Below are 24,378 nucleotides of genomic sequence, written 5' to 3' on the forward strand. Positions count from 1 at the left end.
ACGGCGCTAGGCCGCCACAGCCTGCTTGTCAGCCAATCCCATCGCCTCCCGCTCACTGGGGGGGACCAACACCTTGAAGCGACCCTTCGCCGCAGACCAATCGGCCAGGAGAGCAGCAGCCTTCTCACTTCCCGTGAGCGCCACATGCCGTTCCAGCAGACCCTTCAGCAGCGACTCCTGCTCATGGGTGGTGATGGTGCAGACCTCAACAATCTCCGGGTTCACCCGAGGAGCGACACGCCCCTCCTCATCCAGCAGGAAGGTCACTCCACCGGTCATACCAGCGCCGACATTGCGGCCGGTGCTGCCGAGAACAACGACGACACCACCGGTCATGTACTCACAGCAGTGGTCACCAGCTCCCTCCACAACCGTGCGGGCGCCGCTGTTGCGAACACCGAAGCGCTCACCAGCCCGGCCATGGGCAAACAACTCACCGCCGGTGGCCCCGTAAAGACAGGTGTTGCCGAGGATCACCTGGTCACCGGGAGATGCACAACCGTCTGATGGCACCAGGGTGATGCAACCACTGTTCATGCCCTTGCCCACGTAGTCGTTGGCTTCGCCTTCCAGACGAACCTGCATGCCCTGCACCAGGAAAGCCCCGAAGCTCTGGCCTGCTGCCCCCCGGAAGGTGAGATCGAGCTGTCCCTTGAAGCCGCGGTTGCCATGGCGCTGGGCGATTTCACCGGCCAGACGGGCACAGACACTGCGATCGGTGTTGATGATCTCGATGCTGCGGCTGATGGAACCGTGGTTCTCCAGGGCAGCCATCAGTTCAGCGTCGGCGAGGAGCTGATCCTCAAGAATCGGTCCGTTGCCGTGGGCCTCGTCGCTGTGGCGAAGCCAAGAGCGATCTTCGGCGCCGCTGATCGGGGCCAGCAGGCTGGAGAGATCCACACCCTTGGTCTTGGCCAGATCAACCGAGCGGGCCTGGAGCAGATCGGTGCGACCGATCAGCTCCTCGAGACGGCTGACGCCGAGCAGGCTCATCAGCTGACGCACTTCCTCGGCGACGTACCAGAAGAAATTGACGACATGCTCAGGAATGCCGGTGAAACGCTTGCGCAGGTTCTCCTTCTGCGTGGCCACTCCCACAGGGCAGTTGTTGGTGTGACAAACGCGAGCCATGACGCAGCCCTCGGCGATCATTGCGATCGAGCCGAAGCCGTATTCCTCCGCCCCCAGAAGGGCAGCGATCACCACATCCCAGCCTGTTTTCAGGCCTCCATCGGCGCGCAGCAGAACCCGATCGCGCAGACCGTTCTCCACCAGGGAACGATGCACCTCGGTGAGGCCCAGTTCCCAGGGGCTGCCGGCGTGCTTGATCGAACTCAGGGGAGATGCACCAGTGCCACCGTCGTGACCGGAGATCTGGATCACATCGGCGTTGGCCTTGGCCACACCCGCCGCGATGGTGCCGATGCCGATCTCGGCCACCAGCTTCACGCTCACGGGAGCAGCGGGATGCACCTGATGCAGGTCATGGATCAACTGCGCCAGGTCTTCAATCGAATAGATGTCGTGGTGTGGCGGCGGTGAAATCAAGGCCACACCTGGCTTGCTGTTGCGCAACCAGGCGATGTACTTGTCGACCTTGGGCCCTGGCAGCTGACCACCTTCACCGGGCTTGGCGCCCTGGGCCACCTTGATCTCCAGCTGTTTGCCGCTGCGCAGGTATTCCGCCGTCACACCGAAACGACCTGAAGCCACCTGCTTGATTGCCGAGCAGGCGGTGTCCCCATTGCGCAAACCTCCAATGCTGGGGAATGAAGCGGAACGGCCCTCGCCATCCACATCCTTGAGGATCTGGAAGCGGGCAGGGTCTTCGCCGCCTTCACCGCTGTTGCTCTTGCCGCCGATGCGATTCATCGCCACGGCCAACACTTCATGGGCTTCGCGGGACAAAGCGCCCAGGCTCATGCCGCCCGTGCAGAAGCGGGTGCAGATGCTCTCGACGCTCTCCACCTGATCCAGGGGCACTGGGATAGGAGCCAACTTGAACTCCAGCAAGTCCCGCAGGGCCATCACCGGTCGGTTCTCCAACAAGGCCTGGTAAGTGGAGAAGTGGTCGTAACCAGGGCCCTGAGCCACCGCCTTATGGAGCGCCTTCGACAGCTCGGGATTGTTGCGGTGGTACTCAGCACCACTGCGGTACTGAACGAAGCCCATGAATTCGAGCTTGCTGCGGTTGAGCTCAGGGAAAGCCTTGGCGTGCATCGAGAGCGTTTCGTTCGCCAGCTCGGCCAACGTCATGCCGGCAACACGGCTGGTCGTTCCGGTGAAGGCGGTCTCCACCACATCCGCTCCCAAGCCGATCGCTTCAAAGATCTGAGCGCCGTGGTAGCTGGCCAGCAATGAAATTCCGATCTTGGAGAGGATCTTGCGCAGGCCGTTCTCCAGCGACTCACGAACGTTGGCCTGGGCTTGATTGGCATCCAGGGCGGGCAACTTGCCCTGTTCGATCCGCTTCTTGGTTTTGGGGTGATCCAGCCAGTGGCGGGTGGTCTCCCAAGTGAGCCAGGGGCAGACGGCACTGGCGCCGTAACCGATCAGGCAGGCCATGTGATGGGTGCTCCAGCACTGGGCCGTATCCACCACCAGAGAGCACTGCAGCCGCAGCTTCTGGCGCAGCAGATGGTGATGAACAGCACCCACGGCCAGCAAGGCCGGCATCGCCACCGTTGTGGGGGTCAGCGGGGCAGCCGCCCCCGTGCCATCGACCCGGTCAGACAGCACCAGAACCTGGGCTCCGTCACGCACCGCCTGTTCGGCAACACTGCACAGCGCCGCGATGGCCTGTTGCAGGCCTCCCGCACACGACTCAACAGCTACCTGGGTGGACACCGTCTTGACGGGCAAACCCTGCTCACTGATGGCCGCCAGTTCCGCCTCGTTCAGAACGGGCGTCTCCAGATGAATGACGGAGGCAGCTTCCGGCTGGGGCTTCAGGGCGGGCCGGCGCTCACCCAGGTGCATCTCCAGACTCATCACCAGCTTTTCCCGCAGGGGATCAATCGGAGGGTTGGTGACCTGGGCGAAACGCTGCTTGAAGTAGTCGTAAAGCAGGTGGGGCTTGTTGGAGAGCACCGCCAGGGGGATGTCATCGCCCATGCAGTAGGTCGGCTCCTTGCCGAGGGCAGCCATGTCCTCGATGATCAGATCGAAGTCTTCGGCGGTGAACCCCATCGCGGTCTGCAACCGCAGCAGATCGAGTTCACCCACCTGCCGGTCCTGAGTCCAGGGCTGGGGGGCCACGCCGCGGCGATGCTTCTGCAGCCAATCGGCATAAGGGAAGCGCTTCGCCGCGTCTTCCTTCACCGACCAGTTGTCGAGCAACTCGCCGCGTTCAAGATCGACGGCCACCATCTGACCCGGACCAAGACGACCTTTCTGAACAATCGTCTTGCCGCTGAGATCCACCACGCCGGTCTCCGATCCCATGATCACGAAGCCGTCAGCAGTGGTGCACCAACGCGCCGGACGCAGCCCATTGCGATCGAGCGTTGCACCCACTCGCTTGCCGTCGGCGAACACCAACAAGGCCGGGCCGTCCCAGGGTTCCTGAATGCCCGCGTTGAATTCGTACATCGCCGTCACATCGGGACGGCTGTCGAGATCGGGCTGATTTCGAAACGCTTCGGGCACCAGTGTGATCAGGCTGTCGGTGATCGACCGCCCACTGCGCACCATCAATTCCAGAGTGGCGTCCAGGTTGGCGGAATCGCTGAAGGCAGGGTTCACCACCGGAATCAGGTCATCAGCCGCCTCACCCCAAACGTTCTCGAGGCTGGCTTCTGAAGCCTTGGCCCAGTTGAGGTTGCCCAGCAGCGTGTTGATTTCGCCGTTGTGCCCCAGAAGCCGCATCGGCTGAGCCAGGGGCCAACGCGGCAGGGTGTTGGTGCTGAAACGGCGGTGGTACACCGCAAAGCTCACCTCAAATCGTGGGTCCTGCAGGTCGGCGTAGAACTGCGCCAGCACCTCGGATCGCACCATTCCCTTGTAAACAACCGTCCGGCTGCTCAGGGAGGCGACATAAACGTCCTGGGCCACCTCAGCACCCAGAGCGGCCCGCACACGGGCACCGATACGGCGCCGCAACCGCAGCAGCTGGCCATCAAAGCTTGCGTCGTCGGCATCACCATTCAGCACCCACTGCTCGATCACGGGGGCTGTGGCACGAGCCAAAGGCCCGAGAACCGCAGGGTCGACAGGCACCGTTCGCCACCCCAGAGGCTGCAAGCCAAGGGCTTTGGCCTCTTCATCACACAGGCCCCGAACCTCAGCACGACGGCTGGCATCGGTCGGCATGAACATCATGCCGAGGCCCCGTGCTGCAGCCGCCTCGGGCCAGACGGCTTTCAGATACGACCAGGGAATTTCACACAACACCCCCGCGCCGTCTCCGGAGTCGCCATCTCCCCCGCAACCGCCACGGTGCTCCATGCATCCCAGACCACGCAGGGCCTGCTCCAGCACCCAGTGACTGGCCTGCCCCTGGAGCTGAGCCAGGAAACCAACGCCACACGCATCCTTCTCGCCCGCAACAACCTCGGGTGCAGGGCTGTCGCAGTAAGGCCAGACAGCGGAACGGATGGCGTCAGACATAGGGAACTCAACCGGACGATCGCATGGGCCTGCAGCTTCGAGCTCTGCAGAATCCATCTCGAGGGACGATCCTAGGCAGGCGCCTCTCCGCCAAGGCATTTCATGCTGGCCTTTGCCCCACTTCCCGCGCCACCGCCTGAGCTTCGCCCTGTGCCGAACCTGAGCGGTGAGGAGGTGCTGATCGGGAGAGAGCGCAGCAAAGCGGTTTGGCTCTGGCGGGGCAGCGACGCAGAACCGGAGGAACTTTGGCTGCCCTTGGAGGTTCTGGAATCCCGTCTGGGGTTCCGGCGGGTGTCCCGTCTCGATGGAGAAGCACTGGAATGGTTTGGTCGAACGGTCGCATTGACCGCATTGGCGACCCGTTCACTCGGTGATGAAGTCGGCCTCGAAGTGAGCGACTGGCTGGCCGCGACTGGCGTCCGCGCCCAAGTGAGGGAAAACACCCTGGAGCTTCGGCTGCCCCTACCAACGGTGAACAACCTGCGCCGCGGCAAGGGTTCAACAGCCGATCGGTTGGTGCTGGACCTGAACGGTCCCGCCCTGGTGCAGCGCTTGAACGGCGACCTTTTGCTGGAGCTCAAGCTGTCGCGGACCCAGCAACGTCAACTCAAGGCATGGGGGCTCTCGCCACAGCTGCATCGCCACGGCGGCCTTGTGCTGAAGGGACAAGCCACCAAGCTGAGGAGCCTGAGCCTGGCGTCCCCTTGGCGGGTGGTGCTGGATGGTGTGCAGACCGGTGGTCGCCGCCCGGTCCAGCGCGCACGTCTCCCCCTCCGCAACCCAGCCGTGGCCGAATGGCTGAGGCGGGGCTTCGTCCTGGAGCAACGCACCATCAAGGTGGGGGTGAAACCCATTCAGGTGTTCCGTGCCGGCGGACGGCTGAGCCGTCTCGGCATCACCCTTCAACCTCTGGTCAAAGCCGAGCAGCAACAGGGTCTGCGTTTTCTGCCTCAGCTCTCCCAACCCGCCGGGGCACTGGTCGCAGTGAACGGAGGCTTTTTCAACCGGATCAACCAACTCCCCTTGGGGGCCGTGCGGCATCAGGGGGTCTGGCTGTCCGGTCCGATCCTGAACCGCGGTGTGATCGCTTGGGGATCCTCAGGGGATCTGCAGTTCGGCCGGCTGCGTCTGAATCAGACGCTGCAGGTGAACAACGGTCGCCGTTGGAGCCTCATGGCCCTCAACAGCGGCTACGTCCAGAAGGGGCTGAGCCTCTACACACCTGCATGGGGGCCCCGCTACCGGGCCCTGAGCGGCGAGGAGGAAGCACTATTGATTCGCGGCGGCCGCGTCGAAGCAACGGTCGACAAGAACAGCCTGCAACGCGGCATCGCCATCCCCAAAGACGCTGAATTGGTGGTGGCCCGGGGACGCACGCCGCTGCCAGCACGGCCTGGGGATCGGATCCAAGTGACAGAAAAATCACTCTCCCCCCTCGCGCAACAACCCAATGTTCTGGGCGGCGGTCCACTGCTGATGCAGAACGGCAACGTGGTGCTGAATGGACGTCAGGAGGGATTCAGCCCTGACTTCATGAGCTTGGCGGCACCAAGAACGGTGGTGGCCCAGGGGCCGAGCGGTCAGTGGCTGATGACCTTGCGTGGCGCTGCCGGCAGTGATCCCACCCTTGTGGAAACAGCCCTGGCAGCCCAGCAACTGGGGCTGCGCGATGCCTTGAACATGGATGGCGGCAGCTCCACCACCCTCGTGGTGGCCGGACGCACCGTGATGAATGGCCGAAGCAGCACCCCGAGAGTCCACAACGGCCTGGGGCTCATCCCCCTCTGAGACCTGCGACAGTGGGGGCCCCGAAGAACTGAGCATGGCTGCCAATCTGCGGCTGACCGCTGCCGCTGCTGCCGAGCTTGGGCGACAGGCGGCCGTTGCGGGAACACCGGGGCAGATGCATCTCGATCTCACGCCCGGCGAGTGCGCACAACATGTGCTGCGCATCCGGGCAGGACATCTGGCTGGCGTTGCGATCGCAAGGGCCGATGGCGTAACCCTGCACGCCCCTGCAGAACAGCTCAAATTGCTTGAAGGCCTTTGCCTGGACTACCGCGGCGACCTCAGTGGTGGTGGTTTTCTGATCCGCAACAGCGATGGCGTTGAACCCTGTGCCTGCGGCAGTGCCTTCAGCCGCCTTTGAGGGGGGGACCGTCACCCGGTATCGTGGTCGATTGTCGAATCAGGTCGGGAGTCCGACCGCTCACCGACCATCGATGCCAACCATCCAACAGCTGATCCGCACTGAGCGCTCACGCCTCAAGGCCAAGACCAAGTCCCCGGCTTTGAAGTCCTGCCCTGAGCGTCGCGGTGTTTGCACCCGCGTTTACACCTCAACGCCCAAAAAGCCGAATTCGGCGCTGCGCAAGGTGGCTCGTGTGCGCCTGACCTCCGGTTTTGAGGTCACGGCCTACATCGGCGGTGTCGGTCACAACCTGCAGGAGCACTCGGTGGTGTTGATCCGCGGCGGTCGTGTCAAAGACCTCCCTGGCGTCCGCTACCACATCATCCGCGGAACCCTGGATACCGCTGGCGTGAAAGACCGGCGTCAGTCCCGCTCTAAGTACGGCGCCAAGGCCCCGAAGGAGTGATCACCGGTTTCTTCCCTATCCCCATCAAGTTCTGATCCCTAATGTCACGCCGCAACGCCGCTGAGAAGCGCCCGATTCTTCCCGACCCGCAGTTCAACAGCCGCCTCGCCACGATGATGGTGGTGCGCCTGATGCAGCACGGCAAGAAGTCGACAGCGCAACGGATCCTGTCCGACGCGTTCGGCCTGATCAACGAGCGCACCGGCGGAGATCCGCTCGAACTGTTCGAAACAGCTGTTAAGAACGCCACCCCCCTAGTGGAAGTGCGCGCCCGCCGTGTTGGTGGTGCCACCTATCAGGTGCCCATGGAAGTGCGCCAGGAGCGCGGCACCGCTATGGCTCTGCGCTGGCTGGTGAGCTTCTCCCGTGCCCGCAACGGCCGGAGCATGGCCCAAAAGTTGGCTGGCGAACTGATGGATGCCGCCAACGAGGCTGGCAACGCCGTTCGCAAGCGCGAAGAAACCCACAAGATGGCCGAAGCCAACAAGGCTTTCGCCCACTACCGCTACTGAGCCTCGCAGGCCAACCATCAACACAGATGTTCATGGCTGGCCTGTAGAGTCTCCCCGCCTTTTCACGCCCCACCCCCGGAGAATTTCCTGTGGCCCGCGACTTCCCCCTGGAACGCGTCAGAAATATTGGTATCGCTGCTCACATCGATGCCGGCAAAACCACCACGACAGAACGGATCCTGTTCTATTCCGGTGTGGTTCACAAAATCGGCGAGGTGCATGACGGCGCCGCCGTGACCGACTGGATGGCCCAGGAACGGGAGCGTGGCATCACGATCACCGCAGCTGCCATTTCGACGTCCTGGCAGGACCATCGGATCAACATCATCGACACGCCTGGCCACGTGGACTTCACCATTGAGGTGGAGCGCTCTATGCGTGTGCTGGATGGTGTGATCGCCGTCTTCTGCGCCGTTGGTGGCGTTCAGCCCCAATCGGAAACCGTCTGGCGTCAGGCCGATCGCTATTCGGTTCCCCGGATGGTGTTCGTGAACAAGATGGACCGCACCGGTGCGGACTTCCTCAAGGTTCACGGCCAGATCAAGGATCGCCTCAAGGCCAACGCTGTTCCGATCCAGCTTCCGATCGGTGCTGAAGGTGAGCTGAGCGGCATCATCGATCTCGTTGCCAACAAGGCCTACATCTATAAGAACGATCTCGGCACCGACATCGAAGAAGCCGAGGTGCCGGCCGACATGGCCGATGAGGTGGCCGAATGGCGGAACACCTTGATGGAGACCGTCGCCGAAACCGATGAGGCGCTGATCGAGAAGTTCCTCGAAACCGGCGAACTCAGCGTTGACGAGCTCAAGAAAGGCATCCGTGAGGGCGTGCTCAAGCACGGCCTGGTGCCCATGCTCTGCGGCTCCGCCTTCAAGAACAAAGGTGTGCAGCTGGTGCTCGACGCTGTGATCGACTACCTCCCTGCCCCCGTCGACGTTCCCCCCATCCAGGGTGTGCTCCCCGACGGCAGCGAAGCGGTGCGTCCGTCCGACGACAACGCCCCCTTCAGCGCCCTCGCCTTCAAGGTGATGGCAGATCCCTACGGCAAGCTCACCTTCGTTCGGATGTATTCCGGCATCCTCGAGAAGGGCAGCTACGTGCTCAACTCCACCAAAGGCGAGAAGGAGCGCATCTCCCGCCTCGTGGTACTCAAGGCTGACGACCGTGAGGAAGTCGACGCACTGCGTGCCGGCGACCTCGGTGCGGTGCTCGGACTGAAGAACACCACCACGGGTGACACCCTCTGCACCCAGGACGATCCGATCGTTCTCGAGACCCTGTTCATCCCTGAACCGGTGATCTCCGTGGCTGTTGAGCCGAAGACCAAGGGCGACATGGAGAAGCTCTCCAAGGCCCTGGTTGCTCTGGCTGAAGAGGACCCCACCTTCCGCGTCAACACCGACTCCGAGACCGGCCAGACCGTGATCGCCGGCATGGGCGAACTCCACCTGGAAATCCTGGTGGACCGCATGCTGCGTGAGTTCAAGGTGGAAGCCAACATCGGCGCACCTCAGGTGTCCTACCGCGAAACCATTCGTGGTTCCGCAGGTGGCGAGGGCAAGTTCTCCCGTCAGACCGGTGGTAAGGGCCAGTACGGCCACGTTGTGATCGAGATGGAACCGGGCGAGCCCGGCTCCGGCTTCGAATTCGTCAACAAGATCGTGGGCGGTGTCGTTCCGAAGGAATACATCAAGCCCGCCGAGCAGGGCATGAAGGAGACCTGCGAATCCGGTGTGATCGCCGGATACCCACTCATCGATGTGAAATGCACCCTGGTGCATGGCTCCTATCACGACGTCGACTCCTCGGAGATGGCGTTCAAGATCGCCGGATCCATGGCCTTCAAGGACGGCGTCAAGAAGTGCAACCCTGTGCTGCTTGAGCCGATGATGAAGGTCGAGGTCGAAGCTCCCGAGGATTTCCTTGGTTCGATCATCGGCGACCTGTCCTCCCGTCGAGGTCAGGTTGAGGGCCAGTCCGTCGAAGACGGCACGTCCAAAATCTCGGCCAAGGTGCCCCTTGCCGAGATGTTCGGTTACGCCACCGAGCTCCGCTCCATGACCCAGGGCCGGGGCATTTTCTCGATGGAATTCGACAATTACGCCGAAGTTCCTCGCAATGTGGCCGAGGCCATCATTTCCAAGAATCAGGGCAATTCCTGATCTCTAAACTCCTCCAAATCCAACCCTCGATTCTTTAAACACCCATGGCACGCGAGAAGTTCGAAAGGAACAAGCCCCACGTCAACATCGGCACCATCGGCCACGTTGACCACGGCAAGACCACCCTCACCGCTGCGATCACCAACGTGCTCGCCAAGAAGGGGCAGGCTGAAGTTCAGAACTACGCCGACATCGACGGCGCCCCTGAAGAGCGTGAGCGCGGCATCACCATCAACACCGCTCACGTTGAGTACGAGACCGAGACTCGTCACTACGCCCACGTGGACTGCCCTGGCCACGCGGACTATGTGAAGAACATGATCACCGGTGCCGCTCAGATGGACGGCGCCATCCTGGTGTGTGCCGCCACCGACGGCCCCATGGCCCAGACCAAGGAGCACATCCTTCTGGCCAAGCAGGTGGGCGTTCCCGCTCTGGTGGTTGCACTCAACAAGTGCGACATGGTCGATGACGAAGAGATCATCGAACTGGTGGAGATGGAGATCCGCGAACTGCTCTCCAGCTACGACTTCCCCGGCGACGACATCCCCGTGGTTCAGGTCTCCGGCCTGAAGGCCATCGAGGGCGAGGCTGAGTGGGAAGCCAAGATCGAGGAACTGATGGCGGCTGTTGACGCCAGCATTCCTGAGCCTGAGCGGGAAGTGGACAAGCCCTTCCTGATGGCAGTGGAAGACGTCTTCTCCATCACCGGTCGCGGCACCGTGGCTACCGGCCGTATCGAGCGCGGCATCGTCAAGGTCGGCGAAGAGATCGAAATCGTCGGCATCAAGGACACCCGCAAGACCACCGTCACCGGTGTGGAAATGTTCCGCAAGCTGCTCGATGAAGGCATGGCTGGCGACAACGTTGGTCTGCTGCTGCGCGGCATCCAGAAGGAAGAGATCGAGCGCGGCATGGTGCTCGTGAAGCCCGGTTCCATCACCCCTCACACCAAGTTCGAGGGTCAGGTGTACGTGCTCAAGAAGGAAGAAGGCGGCCGCCACACTCCCTTCTTCGCTGGCTACCGCCCGCAGTTCTACATCCGTACAACGGACGTGACCGGCCAAATCACTGCCTTCACCGCGGAAGACGGTTCCAACGTGGAAATGGTTATGCCTGGTGACAACATCCAGATGACCGGTGAGCTGATCTGCCCCGTCGCCATCGAGCAAGGCATGCGCTTCGCTATTCGCGAAGGCGGCCGCACCATCGGTGCTGGCGTGGTCTCCAAGATCATCGAGTGATCAGCGCAAGCTGAACCACACGGCAGGAGATGGAGGGGCTCAGCCCCCCATCTCCTACATTTCTCAGAACCTCGACAACTGAAGTCCTGCTTCGATCTCGAAGCTTTTTCGCTCCCTTCCTATGTCCACTGCCATCGCTCAGCAGAAGATCCGCATCCGCCTGAAGGCGTTCGACCGCCGCATGCTCGATCTTTCTTGCGAGAAAATCATTGAAACGGCCGATAACACCGCTGCAACCGCGATCGGTCCGATCCCCCTGCCCACGAAACGCAAGATCTACTGCGTTCTGCGCTCTCCCCACGTGGACAAGGACTCCCGCGAGCACTTCGAGACCCGCACCCACCGTCGGATCATCGACATCTACAGCCCCTCGGCCAAAACCATCGATGCGCTGATGAAGCTTGATCTCCCCAGTGGTGTGGACATCGAAGTGAAGCTCTGATCCGTTCGATCAGAACTTCATTTTCCTAGGATTCAGTTGCCTACAACACGGCGTTCGTGTCCGATTTTTCTGTGAGGGAGCTTCCCCTGTTCCCCCTGCCGGACGTCGTGTTGTTCCCGCAGCAGCTCCTGCCGCTGCACATTTTTGAATCGCGTTATCGGATGCTTCTCCAGACGGTTCTGGAGACCGACAAACGATTCGGCATCGTTCGCATCAACCCCGAGAACGGCGAAATGGCCGAAATCGGTTGCTGCGCTGAGGTGCTTCAGCACCAAACAACCGAAGACGGTCGCAGCTACATCGTTTCGCTGGGCCAACAGCGGTTCCGGCTGCTCAACATCACGCGGGAAACGCCCTACCGAACAGGGATGGTGAGCTGGCTGGAGGATGAGCCCGTGGCCGACACCGACCAGCTCAACAGCCTGCGGGACAAGGTGAGCGAAGCCTTGAGCGACGTCGTTCAGCTGACCAGCAAACTGCAAAACCGAGAGGTGGAACTGCCTGACGATCTGCCTGATCTACCGCGGGAGCTCTCCTTCTGGATCAGCGCCCATCTGGATCAGGCCGCCTCGGAGCAACAGAGTCTTCTGGAACTAACCGACACCCACGAACGGTTGAGTCAGCAATTTGAAATGTTGGATCACACCCGACGCCAACTGGCAGCCCGCACTGTGTTGATGGATCTGAAGTGATGTTGGGATCTCTGTTAGTGGTAGCCGGCGCCGTTGGCGCCACCGGAGTTGCACTTTGGCTTCGCCGCGACCGGCGCTACGAATCGTCGGAGAGCGTCGCCTCCGCCTACGACGCCTGGACGGAGGACCGTTTGCTGGAGCAGCTCTGGGGAGAGCATGTCCATCTCGGTCATTACGGGACCCCGCCCGGCTCCTGCGACTTCCGCGAAGCCAAGGAAGCCTTCGTCCACGAGCTGGTGCGATGGAGCGGTCTGGACCAACTCCCCGCCGGCAGCCGGGTGCTGGATGTGGGATGCGGCATCGGTGGCAGTGCCCGAATCCTGGCGCGGGATTACGGATTGAACGTTCTCGGCATCAGCATCAGCCCTGCCCAAGTGGAACGAGCCACACAACTCACCCCATCAGGCCTGAGCTGCCGCTTCCAGGTGATGGACGCCTTGGATCTTCAACTACCCGATCAGAGCTTTGATGCGGTTTGGAGTGTGGAGGCCGGTCCCCACATGCCGGACAAGCAGCGTTATGCCGATGAGTTGCTGCGGGTGATGCGACCGGGGGGTCTGCTTGCAGTGGCCGACTGGAACCGCCGGGATCCATCTGACGGAGGCATGACGCGAACCGAACGCTGGGTGATGCGTCAGCTGCTCAACCAATGGGCCCACCCTGAATTCGCCAGCATCAAGGGCTTCCGCCAGAACCTCGACAACAGCGTGCACCGCCGTGGCGAGATCGTCACCGGTGACTGGACCCAGGCCACACTTCCCTCATGGATTGACTCGATCATCGAGGGCGTCCGCCGTCCCTGGGCGGTGCTCAGCCTGGGACCGAAAGCGGTCCTGCAAGGCCTGAGAGAAACGCCGACGTTGCTGCTGATGCACTGGGCCTTCGCCACCGGTCTGATGCAATTCGGCGTCTTCCGGATCAGAAAGGGCTGATCCTCAACAGCCGCTCAAATCGCTGCTGGGGTAAGCACCGAAATGAGCGAGATGCTCACACAGAGGCTGCAACTGGCCGATCAGATCCTGCAGAGCCGTTGACGGAGCGGGCGAAAGATCCACATCCACAAAGAACACGTATTCCCCCAGCTCCCGTTTGGACGGTCGCGATTCAATCCGGCTCATGTTCAGGCCCCGCTCAGCCAAACAGGCCAAAGCCTCCAGGAGAGCCCCCGGCGCATTGCGATGCAGCGAGAACGCCAGACTGGCCACATCGCCATGCTCACTGCGCTGCCCACGGCGCAGCAGCAGAAAACGGGTGCGATTGCCCGCAACATCGTTCACCGGGAACGCCAGCTGATCCAACCCGTGTTCACGGGCAGCGGTCTGGGAGGCGATCGCAGCACGGAAGGGACTGCCCGCCACCATGCGAGCTGCTTCAGCCGTGGATGAGGTGGGCAGTTGCAAGGCGTCGGGCAGATGCTGGGCCAACCAGCCACTGCACTGGGCCAGAGCCTGCGGGTGGGAGAGCACTTCGGTGACTCTGCTGAGCGGCCCACTCCCCAGCAGAGCGTGCTGAATCGGCAGCACCAAAGCCCTGCGTATACAAAGCTCCGGATGGGACCACAGCGCATCGAGGGTCGCTGTCACCCCCCCTTCAACCGAGTTCTCGATCGGGACAACGGCTGCATCACACTGCCCGCCGGCCAGCTGTTCCACCACCGATCGGAGCCCCACGCAGGGAACGAGCTGGACATCCTCGAGAGCGTCCTGTTCGATCAACACCCGGGCGGCCTGCTCGCCATAGGTCCCGACTGGGCCAAGGAATGCGAGACGTGTAGGCATCGAAGCCGCACTGGATGGACTCGATAAGATCATGCCGCGTCAGGTGAAGACCATGCCCCTGGCCTTCGAAGCCAGTCAAAAGCTTGATCTGCCTGTCCGAACCGGAGCAGAGCGGCTTCCCACTTACCTGCTGGAGGAGGAGCGCGTCCTTGGGGCCCTGCTGGATGCCAAACAGCTCACCCGCCTGCAGTCAGGGCGCTACCGCTATGTGGTGACCAGCCTGCAGGTCTTCCAGCTCCACGTGAAACCCGTGGTGTCCCTCCAGATCCACATGGAAGGCGACACCTTGGTGATGCAGGCCCTCGACTGCGAACTGGAGGGTCTGGGGATTGTTGATGACTTCGCCCTGAACCTGGAAGCACGGCTGACTTCCACACCCGACGGACTTCGGGGACATGCCCATCTTTCGGTAAGTGTCAGCCAGCCATCGCTGCTCAAGCTGATCCCCAAACGGGTGCTGGAATCAACGGGCGAATCAATCTTGAGTGGCATCCTCATTGGCATCAAAGCCCGGGTTGGCCAGCAACTGATCGACGACTACCGCAGCTGGTGCCGGGAAACCGACGAGCAAGGCTCAACCGAGCAGACGCCTCAAGAACGTGTGCCGATGCAGGGGCGTAGGACCTGAGGCCATCAAGCTCTGACGATGTTGCGCCGTGCCGTAGCCCGCATGGCGCTCGAGGCCGTAACCAGGAAAGCGAGCCGATAAGCGCCGGATGAGTGCATCCCTGGCCTCCTTGGCCAGAACACTCGCCGCAGCAATGGCCGCTGATCGGCTGTCCCCTGCGATCACCGTGCGCTGCGGGCCCTGCCACAGCCGAAGGGGAAGGTTGCCATCCACCAGCACGAGCCCAGGGCGCTGCGGCAATCGCTGCAGCGCCCGCAACATGGCGCGTTCCGTGGCAACGCGGATGCCGCAGGCGTCAATTTCGCGCGCTGACGCTTGGCCCAGACCGGATGCCACACACAGCGACTGGATCACCGGAACCAGAGCAGCCCGACGCTTGGCTGACAGTTTTTTGCTATCGGTCAGCCCTGCCTTCAACAGCTCTTGAGCCGCTGCGCTCTCGAGCACAACAGCAGCCGCAAACACAGGACCGAACAAGCAACCGCGACCGACTTCATCCACACCAGCCACGTCCCGCCCGAGGGGGAGGGAGTCCTGCGCGGTCATCCGGCTCAGACCGTGGCGACAGCCGAGGAGCGGCGACGGCGACGGCGAGGCTCATCAGGCTCAGCTGTTTCCGGCACGGCCACAGGCTCGGGCTCAGCCGGTTCGCTGATGGGGGCCGGTTCTGGTTCGGTGATCGTCAGGTTGGTCACCGCCTCCAAAGGGGTGATCTCCACCATCAGGGGAGCCGACTCATCCGGGGCGGATGAGGTGACGACAACAGGCGTCTCAGCGGCAGGAGTCGCAGTGGGCTGACTCGCCCCGTTGCGTGACCCTGAACGACCACCCCGTCCGCCACGACGACGGCGGCGTCCGGAACTGGCCGCCAATTGCTGACGCGCCGCCTCCAGCACCTCCTGCTCGTCCTCGCCAGGACGCACAACCCGGACCACCACGTTGTCGGATGCAGGGGGCTCCTCCAGCAACAGGGCAGGGTTCAATCCCAGCCAACCAAACAGCTGCTGTTGCTCGTCGGTCATCGGGACGGCAACCAATTCAGGGTCCTGACGACGGGCGGTTGCGGGCTCCTGAGCCTCTTGGGTCGACACCTCAGGGGCTGTGGTGTCGGATGTCTCGAGAGGAAGGACGGCATCCTGACTGCCGCGCCCTCGACCACCGCGCCGCCGCCGGCCATTGCCACTGCTCTCTCCGGGCGCAACAACTTCGGCGCGGGCAGAAGCCGCCGAGCGAACCAATCCTGTGGCCGTTGCCAGAGGTTGAAGCAGGTCTTTGCCGGGAAGAACGGCCACATGGCCCAAACCACCACAGCTGGGGCAAGCCCGACCGAACAATTCATAGATGTTCTGCCCTTGACGCTTGCGGGTGAGTTCCACCAGGCCCAGTTCGCTGAGCTGTGCGATCTGCGGGCGGGCTGAGTCGTCACGGACGGCTGTCGTGAAATGCTCCAGCAGCTGGAGCTGATCACGACGGGAATCCATATCGATGAAGTCGATGATGATCACCCCACCGATGTTGCGAAGCTTGAGCTGGCGAGCGATTTCGATCGCCGCCTCACAGTTGGTCCACAGAACGGTTTCGCGCGCATTGGCCGATCGTGTGAACGAGCCCGAGTTCACATCGATCACCGTGAGCGCTTCGGTGGGCTCGATGATCACGTAGCCACCGGACGGCAGATCAACCCGCGGCTTCAGCGCATCGCGGATGGCGGAATTGACCTTGTAGTGCTCCAGCAACTCGCTGGGTTCACTGTGAGCCTCCACCAGCACATTGCCGGCTTCGGCACCAAGGAAACTGCTCACACGGTTCACAGCGGCGGCATCGTCCACCACAACCCGGGCCAGATCCGGGCCCATGTGGTCCCGCAGAATCCGATGGATGAAGTCTTCATCGCGGTTGAGCAGCACCGGCGGTGCAGCCGTTTCAGCGGCTTGCTGAATCGCCTCCCACTGGCGCAGCAAGGATTCCAGATCCTCAATCAACAGCTCTTCGCTGATGCCGTCGGCTTCCGTACGGATCAGCAGGCCGGCTCCAGGCGGCTTGATCAGAACACCAAGGGCACGCAGTCGGTTCCGTTCTGCATCAGAACTGATGCGCCTGGAGATGTTGACCCCCTGGCCATGGGGCTGAAGCACCAGGTAGCGACCTGGCAGAGCAAGATTTCCCGTCAACCGTGGGCCTTTGGTGCCGGTCGGTTCTTTCATCACCTGAACCAGAACCTTCTGGCGAGGCTCCAGAAGTTCAGTGATCCCAGCTGAACCTTTCTTCAGACGCAGCGGTCCAAGATCGGTGACATGGATAAACCCGTTTTTCTCACTCTCACCGATATTGACGAAGGCGGCATCAATGCCTGGCAGAACATTTTCTACCGTTCCTAAATAGACATCTCCGATCTGATAACGACCCTGCGCGACGATCAGTTCATCAACACGTTCATCGGTCAGCACTGCTGCGATGCGCAGCTGCTCCGCGATGACAATTTGCTGGGGCATAACAGGACTGGTTGAGCCCGATTGAGGGCCAAATCCGTTGAGGAACCTGCTGGTTCTCCCTCACGGGTTGATGGAAAGATCTGAGCTGGTCAGCGAGACCAAAAGGTTGCGGAGCAAGAACTCCTATGACTCAGGCTTGGGGGTTCCAAAAAAGACCGCCGTGCAAGCCGTGATGTGGACCTCGATATCCGTATTGGATCAGACAAGACCGGAACAAGGTTGGCCCCGATGGACGAAACACCTGTTCTGTAGCCAAATTAGCACTGCGCACTGAGGAGCAGGGCCTCTCGCCCCAAGCGTTGCACCTGCAAGGGCTGACCCACGGTCTCAGCCAGCCAGTGCTGAATCTGAGCAGGGCGCAAGCTTCGGCCCATCTCATCCACCGCCGCTTCCAAGCGAAGCCGAACGGATCCATTGGCGTTCTGATCCGTCACCTGCAGCGCCTTCAACGCGGGGCGGCAATCCCGTTCCCGAGGGCGGCCCTTCTTGTCGGTGTCGTGCCAAACCAAGGTTGTGGCCTGCAGGAGCTGATTCACCGCCGCATTCCAATCCAATGGCATCGGGGCCTGCTCCTGCGGCACGAGATCAAAACACCAAATGGCCCCCGTCAGTTCTTGCGAAAGGCTCTTGCCACTGACGGGAACCTCGGCTGCCGCCAGCAGCTGAATGCCCTCCGGCAGCAACGGCTGAAGCGTCTTGCGGAAGTGGTTGGGATCCAGAGCCTCGGTGAATTCCAGATCCATCCACTCGCTCTGGGCTTCAGCACCGAGGGGAAGTGCCAAAGCGATCTGAATCCGCGGCAGTGGATGAAACCCACCGGTGAAGCTGATCGGAAGCGCACTGCGACGCAAGGCCCGCTCGAGCATGCGCATCAGATCAAGATGGCTGAGCAGCGCCATCGATCCCGTTTTGGCGAATTGCACCCGGATCCGGCACACCCGTTCACTGGGCGGCGCCTGGGTCGGCACCTGGGTTGGCACCTCAGGAGCGGGAACCACCACGTTGTGCCCGAGATCCGGGCCGCAGACCCCACAACTGCTGCAACCATCAAAGGAGCAGTCGGGCACAACCGCCGCTGCCAGAGCCCGTTGCAGATCGTCCGCCAGCCAGGCTTTGTCGATGCCGGTGTCGATGTGATCCCAGGGGAGCGGCTGAGCACAGAACGCTTCCAGATCCTCCCGATCCAGCGCAGCCACAGCACTCCAGCCCCCCACCTCCATCTCCCGGTAACGCCCCTCCAGGCCGGCATCCGCGATGGCTCCGGTCCAGGCGGCGTAGGTGCGATCCAGCGACTCGAACCAGGCATCCATGCCGGCACCAGCTCGCCAGGCCGCCTCGATCACCGGGGCAAGGCGCCGATCGCTGCGGCCCACAAAATCCTCCATGGCCGAAAGCCGCACATCGGTGAAATTCACCTTCACGCCGCGCAAACGCCTGAAGGCCTCCTTGAGCAGCACCTGGCGCCGCTCAAACTCAGCCGTGGAGACGCTGTGCCACTGAAAAGGGGTGTGGGGCTTGGGCGTGAAATTGCTGATCGTGATGTTCAGGTTCAGCCGACCCAGGTCACGGCAACGCTGCTGGAGCATCACGCAGGTCTCGGCAATGCCGAGAACATCGGCATCCGTCTCACCGGGGAGGCCGATCATGAAGTACAGCTTCACCTTGCGGTATCCGTTCTGCATGGCCGTGCGGATGCCATGCAGCAGGTCGTCATCGGTGAGGCCCTTGTTGACGATGTCGCGGAGTCGCTGTGTCCCGGCCTCCGGGGCGAAGGTGAGACCCGCTTTCCGCGTGCCGCCAAGGATGTGGGCAATGTCTTCATCGAAGCGATCCACCCGCTGGCTGGGCAGTTGAAGCGTGACGTTCTGATCCGCCAGGCGGTTGCGCAACTCCACCCCCACCGCCGGCAGCGCCAGATAGTCGCTGCAGCTCAAGGAGAGCAGCGAGAAATCGCTGTAGCCGGTTTGTTTCATGCCGGTCTCCACTGCCTCGATCACCGCTTCGGGCTCCACATCCCGAGCCGGTCGCGTCAACATTCCGGGCTGGCAGAAGCGACAACCCCGGGTGCAACCGCGGCGAATCTCCACCGTGAGACGGTCATGCACCGTTTCCACATGGGGCACAAGACCCATGGCGTAGTGGGGCATTGGCGTCGCCACACGGCGAAGAACCCGTGCCGGGACATCAGGATGAAGCGGCTCGAGGGTGACCCCATCGGCGCCCGTTCCATAGAGCGCAGGCACGTAAACGCCGGGAACCTGGGCCAGATCCCGCAGCAATTGCGATCGCGTCAATCCATCCGCTTTGGCTTGCGCCACCACCAGACCGATTTCGGGCAACAGCTCCTCACCGTCACCCAGAGCGATGAAGTCGAAAAACGGGGCATAGGGCTCTGGATTGCTGGTGGCGGTGGGCCCACCAGCGAAAATCAGAGGAGGTGCTGCAGGATCACTCAGGGGCACGTCGCCCCGATCAGCGGCGCGGATGGGTACCTGCGCCAGATCCAGCATCTCAAGGATGTTGGTGGCGCCGAGTTCGTAACTGAGGCTGAAACCCAGGATGTCGAAGGCCGGCAAAGGCCGACGGCTTTCCACGGCAAACAACGCCTGGGAACGTTCCCGCAAGCGGCCTGCCAGATCAGCCGCTGGAAGATAGGCGCGATCACACAACTGCCCGGGGACGGCATTGAGGATCGAATAAAGAATGATGTGGCCCAGGTTGCTGGAGCCAACCTCGTAGATCTCGGGGTAGGTGAGCGCCCAGCGAACCGACGCTGTCTGCCAGTCCCGTGGTTCAACCCCTAACTCGTGCCCCATGTAGCGGGCCGGTTTGTTGATGCCGCTGTCCACCAGGGCATGAAAACCAACCGGGTGATCCAGGGATGAGACGACCACGTCGGATGTCCTGACTCCTGAGGTCATCGTATGGAGCTGCCGACACGGCAGGATGCCCCGCAGAAATAGCTCCCGATTCCGTGGTTCAGGTCAACGGCAACTACCTCAAGCTCAAAGCGGGCTACCTGTTCCCTGAGATCGGTCGACGCGTCAAAGCATTCAGCAGCGCCAATCCCGAGGCAGCGCTGATCCGCCTGGGCATCGGTGATGTCACGGAACCCCTGCCGCTGGCCTGCCGTGAAGCCATGAAAACCGCCATCGATGCGATGGGCACCGCCGAAGGCTTCCATGGCTATGGCCCGGAACAGGGCTACGGCTGGCTGCGGGAGGCCATCGCCAAAAACGACTTCCAAGCCCGAGGGTGCGACATCAGTGCCGAGGAAATTTTTGTTTCCGACGGCTCCAAGTGCGACAGCAGCAACATCCTCGACATCCTCGGCGAGGGCAACAAGGTGGCCGTCACGGACCCCGTCTATCCGGTGTACGTGGACAGCAACGTGATGGCTGGCCGCACCGGGGAAGCCGGAGAGATCGGTCGCTACGCGGGACTGACCTACCTACCGATCAGCGCAGACAACGGCTTTGCAGCGCAGATTCCCAGTGAACCGGTCGACCTGATCTACCTCTGCTTCCCCAACAACCCCACCGGTGCCGTCGCCACCCGGGAACAACTCCAGGCCTGGGTGAACTACGCCCGCGCCAATGGCGCACTGATCCTCTTCGATGCTGCCTATGAGGCCTTCATCCAGGACCCTGAACTCCCCCACTCCATCTTCGAGATCGAAGGAGCCCGGGACTGTGCCATCGAATTCCGTTCCTTCTCCAAAAACGCTGGCTTCACCGGTACCCGCTGTGCCTTCACCGTGGTGCCCAAAGGGCTGAAAGGCAAAGCGGCCAACGGCGAAGCGGTGGAACTCTGGGGACTATGGAACCGACGTCAGAGCACCAAGTTCAACGGTGTGAGCTACATCATCCAGCGCGGAGCTGAGGCTGTTTACTCCGAAGCCGGTCAGGCCGAAGTGAAGGCCCTGGTGAGCTTCTACATGGAGAACGCCGCGATCATTCGTCGCGAACTCAGTGCTGCAGGCCTCACCGTCTATGGCGGCGAACACGCTCCCTACGTCTGGATCAAGACCCCAGAGGGCATGGATTCCTGGGGATTCTTCGACCATCTGCTCAACAAAGCCAACGTGGTGGGCACACCCGGCAGCGGTTTCGGTGCCGCTGGCGAGGGGTATTTCCGCTTGTCGGCCTTCAACAGCCGGGCCAATGTGGATGAGGCCATGGCCCGCATCAAAGCCCTGTGAGCCGCTCCCCGTTCGCATTGCCTTTAGATTTCAATCGCTTCGGATCAATGGCCATGGCGGTGGACTCTCCCAGCCAAAAACCAGGTGGTGCAGCTGTCTTGGACAAAGCGCCGGAACGGGTTCGCAAGCGCTCGCCTCGCTACAAGGTGCTGCTCCACAACGATCCGGTGAACTCCATGGAATACGTGGTGGCCACCCTGCAGCAGGTTGTGCCTCAACTCAGCGAGCAGGACTGCATGGCCGTGATGCTGGAAGCCCACAACACTGGAGTGGGCTTGGTAATCGTCTGCGACATCGAACCGGCTGAGTTCTATTGCGAGACGCTGAAATCCAAAGGCTTGACCAGCTCCATCGAGCCTGAGAACTAGAGCTATGAAGCAACCGCTGAACAGGTTCCTCCTGATTCAGCCAGCCTGGCTGCCCACGGTTCTGTTCATCCCTCTGCTCTATGCACTGGGCTGGCTTGCCGCTGTTCCGCTGACGCTGCTTGGCCTTCCAACGGATCAGCTCTCACTCACCGGAACGGTGCTGAGTTTTGTGCTGTTCCTCCTGGTGATGCCCCGATGGGCAGCCTTGCGGTGGTCCGAACCACGGCCTTGGGAGGCCCTGGGTATCCGCGGAGCCAAACCACAGGAAAAACCCGCGCCAGCAGCTGCTCTTCTCAAGGGTCTGCTCATTGCCGCAGGGCTGCTGATGGTGATCACGAGTGTTGTTCTGATCGATGGATCGGGAAATTGGCGGGGCGAAGTGGATGCAACTCAGCTCACGAATGCCGTGTTGCTCTGCCTCGGCGTTGGCTTCGCAGAAGAATTGATTTTCCGCAGCTGGCTCTGGACGGAACTGCAAGAAATAATTGGCTCGCGTCGTGCAGCTTGGGCTCAAGCAGGCATCTTCAGCCTCGTTCACACACGCTTCAACCTGGGGCTGGGGGCCATGGGTGGCCTGCTGATCGGCCTTTTTCTACTGGGAATGGTGCTGGCCAGACAGCGTCAATCGGACCGGGGGTCACTTTGGGGCTGCATCGGTCTGCATGGCGGGCTTGTCGCTGGATGGTTTCTGCTTCAGAACGGCTTGCTTCAGCTATCGCCCAATGCCCCCCCGTGGTTGGTGGGGCCAGGAGGCCATTCCCCGAATCCTCTGGGGGGACTAATCGGAATCCTCAGTTTGCTGATCCTTCTGCTGATTCAGCGAACAGCCGTTGCCAACGCCTTGCGGCCTTCCACCGGAGCACGAAGAGCGTCCTGAAGCGAAGCCACTCCGTAATCCCTTTCGAGGAGTGACATCACCGTGCGACCGAAATCCGCAGGATTGCAATCAAAGGCCTCAAGACACACCCGGCCAAAGGTGCTCCCCATCGGCTCGGGGTTCCAGAGCAGCTTGCGTGCCGTCCAAGGCATCATGCTCATTGGGTTGTAACCCGGTTTGATCAGACCCTGATCAAACCCGTACTGCTCAAGGTGGGTGTGGGGCTGCAAACCGATGAAAAAGATCGCTGGCTCCACCAAATCAGCGCCAAAAATGGCCTCCAGCTCTCGGTGATAAGCCACGGTCTGGCGGATCGTTTCCGGTCGTTCATCGATCACGTTGAAGGAGTAGTTCACCGACACGTGATCCCGGAAGCCCGCATCCGCCAGCATCCGGCAACTCTCCAGGACGGTGCGGAGGTTGTAGCCCATGCGCATCTTGCGGACCAGCTCCTGTGAGCCGGATGTAATGCCGATCTCGAAATAGCTCATGCCCGTCTCCACCATGAGCTGAGCCAATTCGGGGTCCAAATTGTCGGCGCGGATGTAGGCGGCCCAACGAATGCCGGTCAGCCCTTCGGCTTTGATCGCCCGCAGCAGTTCCTTGGCGTCTTCGATGTAGCGCCGCGCGGGTATGAACTGAGCATCGGTGAACCAGAAACCACGAACCCCGCGGTCGTACAGCTGGCGCATCTCTTTCACCACCTCATCCACGGGGTTGAGGCGCACCTGCTTGCCTTCCACCACCGTGTAAACGCAATAACAACAGTTGTGGGGGCAGCCGCGCTTGGTCTGAACTCCAACGTAAAAGTCACCGCCTTCGAGGTACCAGTCGAGCTGGGGCCAGATCGAAGCGATGTAGTCGTAATTGCAGGCGGTTTTGGGCCGACTTTCCGGCTGCTCATGGATCAGGCCTGAACGCGGCTTCTCGCCAACCACGAAGCATCTTTCGCCCTCGAGGGAGTGGCCCTGAATCAACTTCTCGAGCAGCGGCTCACCCTCACCGATGGAGACCACCGTTCCTTTGGGGAGCGATTTGCCGAGTTGCTCGTAAAACACACTGACAGCTCCACCGCCAAGCACTGCTCTGGCCGCAGGCTGGTGGCGGCGCGCACGCTTCAGGCCTTGACGCACCAGACGCTGGTTTCTGCGCAGCTCGCCGTAGTGACTGCTCATTAACTGAAGCCCACCCAAGGCTCCATGCAGACGCTTCAGAGGGTTACGGGCGTAGAAGACCTCGAACGAATTCTGAAGAGGGTTGCCCCCCCGCCCATCGACCGGCGCATAGATCTGGATGTCTCTCCACGAGAACACCAGCAGCGTCGGCTGGAACTGGTCAACTGTGGCGTCCAGCACGCGATGGACATCCAGCACCGGCAGAGCAGCGAGATCCAGGATGCGCTGAGGCATCTCCGGGAAGCATTTGTGCAGATGGTCGGCGAGGTAGATCGGCCCGATCGGAAAGATCGGATTGCAGGGCAGCCGCACTAGCAACACCCGTTCTTGTTGTGGTGCCACGTCAGCTGCCATAGGGCTTTCGGGACGCTAACAAGCGCTGCCGCCAACGGAGCCGAGGGCCTCTTCACAACAACTTCATCAAGCCAGCGACACACAGCGCAAACTTCCTTTACAATCCCGAACAGGCAGGGCTGTCCTGCCCTTCCTTAAACCGTTCCTTCGGGAACATTTCTTTCCGTTCTCATGACCACCACCCTCCAGCAGCGCTCCGGCGCTTCCAGCTGGCAGGCCTTCTGTGAGTGGGTCACCTCCACCAA

The 24,378-nt window shown here is 61.7% G+C and carries 19 protein-coding genes; 13 read left to right on the top strand and 6 right to left on the bottom strand.

The features are described from left to right. Positions 1-6: 6 nt before the first annotated feature. On the bottom strand, positions 7-4,608 hold the full coding sequence (gltB, locus tag AAXE93_RS11570; RefSeq protein WP_390130894.1) for a glutamate synthase large subunit: 4,602 nt from the start codon (positions 4,606-4,608) through the stop codon (positions 7-9). Between the two features lie 102 nt (positions 4,609-4,710). Between gltB and AAXE93_RS11575 the strand changes: the two genes are divergently transcribed. From AAXE93_RS11575 to AAXE93_RS11615, 9 genes are all read left to right on the top strand, one after another. Continuing rightward, on the top strand, positions 4,711-6,396 hold the full coding sequence (locus tag AAXE93_RS11575; protein ID WP_390130896.1) for a phosphodiester glycosidase family protein: 1,686 nt from the start codon (positions 4,711-4,713) through the stop codon (positions 6,394-6,396). A gap of 34 nt (positions 6,397-6,430) precedes the next feature. Further along, positions 6,431-6,757 (top strand): iron-sulfur cluster assembly accessory protein, encoded by a 327-nt coding sequence (locus tag AAXE93_RS11580; protein WP_114987195.1) that lies wholly within the window; start codon positions 6,431-6,433, stop codon positions 6,755-6,757. 73 nt (positions 6,758-6,830) lie between these two features. Beyond that, on the top strand, positions 6,831-7,205 hold the full coding sequence (gene rpsL, locus AAXE93_RS11585) for a 30S ribosomal protein S12 (RefSeq protein WP_006850614.1): 375 nt from the start codon (positions 6,831-6,833) through the stop codon (positions 7,203-7,205). Between the two features lie 41 nt (positions 7,206-7,246). After that, a complete protein-coding gene (rpsG, locus tag AAXE93_RS11590; protein WP_006849937.1) occupies positions 7,247-7,717 on the top strand; it encodes a 30S ribosomal protein S7 in 471 nt (156 codons plus the stop codon). An 89-nt stretch (positions 7,718-7,806) separates the two neighbouring features. Further along, complete coding sequence (fusA, locus tag AAXE93_RS11595; RefSeq protein WP_114987193.1) at positions 7,807-9,882, top strand: elongation factor G; 2,076 nt, start codon at positions 7,807-7,809, stop codon at positions 9,880-9,882. Between the two features lie 44 nt (positions 9,883-9,926). After that, complete coding sequence (gene tuf, locus AAXE93_RS11600) at positions 9,927-11,126, top strand: elongation factor Tu (protein WP_115080435.1); 1,200 nt, start codon at positions 9,927-9,929, stop codon at positions 11,124-11,126. A 121-nt stretch (positions 11,127-11,247) separates the two neighbouring features. Further along, complete coding sequence (gene rpsJ / locus AAXE93_RS11605) at positions 11,248-11,568, top strand: 30S ribosomal protein S10 (RefSeq protein ID WP_011363346.1); 321 nt, start codon at positions 11,248-11,250, stop codon at positions 11,566-11,568. A gap of 56 nt (positions 11,569-11,624) precedes the next feature. After that, the gene (locus tag AAXE93_RS11610; RefSeq protein ID WP_114987187.1) at positions 11,625-12,260 is read left to right on the top strand and encodes an LON peptidase substrate-binding domain-containing protein; all 636 of its coding nucleotides are present in this window, start codon (positions 11,625-11,627) and stop codon (positions 12,258-12,260) included. Beyond that, positions 12,260-13,192, top strand: coding sequence for a methyltransferase domain-containing protein (locus AAXE93_RS11615; protein ID WP_390130902.1), 933 nt, complete (start codon positions 12,260-12,262; stop codon positions 13,190-13,192). Before AAXE93_RS11610 ends, AAXE93_RS11615 begins: the two co-directional genes overlap by 1 nt. 3 nt (positions 13,193-13,195) lie before the next feature. Here AAXE93_RS11615 and pheA read toward each other — a convergent pair whose 3' ends face one another. Continuing rightward, entirely contained in the window at positions 13,196-14,038 is an 843-nt protein-coding gene (gene pheA / locus AAXE93_RS11620) for a prephenate dehydratase (protein WP_390130903.1), read from the bottom strand. 31 nt (positions 14,039-14,069) lie between these two features. Here pheA and AAXE93_RS11625 point away from each other — a divergent pair, with 31 nt between their 5' ends. Continuing rightward, positions 14,070-14,666: a DUF1997 domain-containing protein gene (locus tag AAXE93_RS11625; RefSeq protein WP_390130905.1), complete on the top strand. Its 597-nt coding sequence runs from the start codon at positions 14,070-14,072 to the stop codon at positions 14,664-14,666. Here the strand turns inward: AAXE93_RS11625 and AAXE93_RS11630 are convergent. From AAXE93_RS11630 to AAXE93_RS11640, 3 genes are all read right to left on the bottom strand, one after another. Further along, positions 14,613-15,212, bottom strand: a complete 600-nt coding sequence (locus tag AAXE93_RS11630; RefSeq protein WP_390130907.1) for a ribonuclease HII — start codon at positions 15,210-15,212, stop codon at positions 14,613-14,615. The two genes, AAXE93_RS11625 and AAXE93_RS11630, sit on opposite strands and share 54 nt — an antisense overlap. Positions 15,213-15,217: 5 nt before the next feature. After that, positions 15,218-17,158, bottom strand: a complete 1,941-nt coding sequence (locus tag AAXE93_RS11635; RefSeq protein ID WP_390130909.1) for an Rne/Rng family ribonuclease — start codon at positions 17,156-17,158, stop codon at positions 15,218-15,220. A 257-nt stretch (positions 17,159-17,415) separates the two neighbouring features. Further along, positions 17,416-20,079 carry a TIGR03960 family B12-binding radical SAM protein gene (locus AAXE93_RS11640; protein WP_390130911.1) on the bottom strand — a complete coding sequence of 888 codons (2,664 nt, stop codon included), beginning with the start codon at positions 20,077-20,079 and terminating at the stop codon, positions 17,416-17,418. A 53-nt stretch (positions 20,080-20,132) separates the two neighbouring features. Here AAXE93_RS11640 and AAXE93_RS11645 point away from each other — a divergent pair, with 53 nt between their 5' ends. From AAXE93_RS11645 to AAXE93_RS11655, 3 genes are read left to right on the top strand one after another with little or no spacing between them, the layout of a single operon-like run. Further along, positions 20,133-21,359 (top strand): LL-diaminopimelate aminotransferase, encoded by a 1,227-nt coding sequence (locus tag AAXE93_RS11645; protein ID WP_115161565.1) that lies wholly within the window; start codon positions 20,133-20,135, stop codon positions 21,357-21,359. A gap of 47 nt (positions 21,360-21,406) precedes the next feature. Next, positions 21,407-21,727, top strand: coding sequence for an ATP-dependent Clp protease adapter ClpS (gene clpS / locus AAXE93_RS11650; protein ID WP_115161566.1), 321 nt, complete (start codon positions 21,407-21,409; stop codon positions 21,725-21,727). Between the two features lie 4 nt (positions 21,728-21,731). Beyond that, entirely contained in the window at positions 21,732-22,604 is an 873-nt protein-coding gene (locus AAXE93_RS11655; protein ID WP_390130914.1) for a CPBP family intramembrane glutamic endopeptidase, read from the top strand. Here the strand turns inward: AAXE93_RS11655 and AAXE93_RS11660 are convergent. Beyond that, complete coding sequence (locus AAXE93_RS11660; protein ID WP_390130915.1) at positions 22,544-24,133, bottom strand: photosystem II high light acclimation radical SAM protein; 1,590 nt, start codon at positions 24,131-24,133, stop codon at positions 22,544-22,546. The two genes, AAXE93_RS11655 and AAXE93_RS11660, sit on opposite strands and share 61 nt — an antisense overlap. Positions 24,134-24,378: the final 245 nt, after the last annotated feature.

The sequence above is a fragment of the Synechococcus sp. HIMB2401 genome (assembly GCF_042883245.1).
In the GTDB taxonomy this organism is placed as follows: domain Bacteria; phylum Cyanobacteriota; class Cyanobacteriia; order PCC-6307; family Cyanobiaceae; genus Parasynechococcus.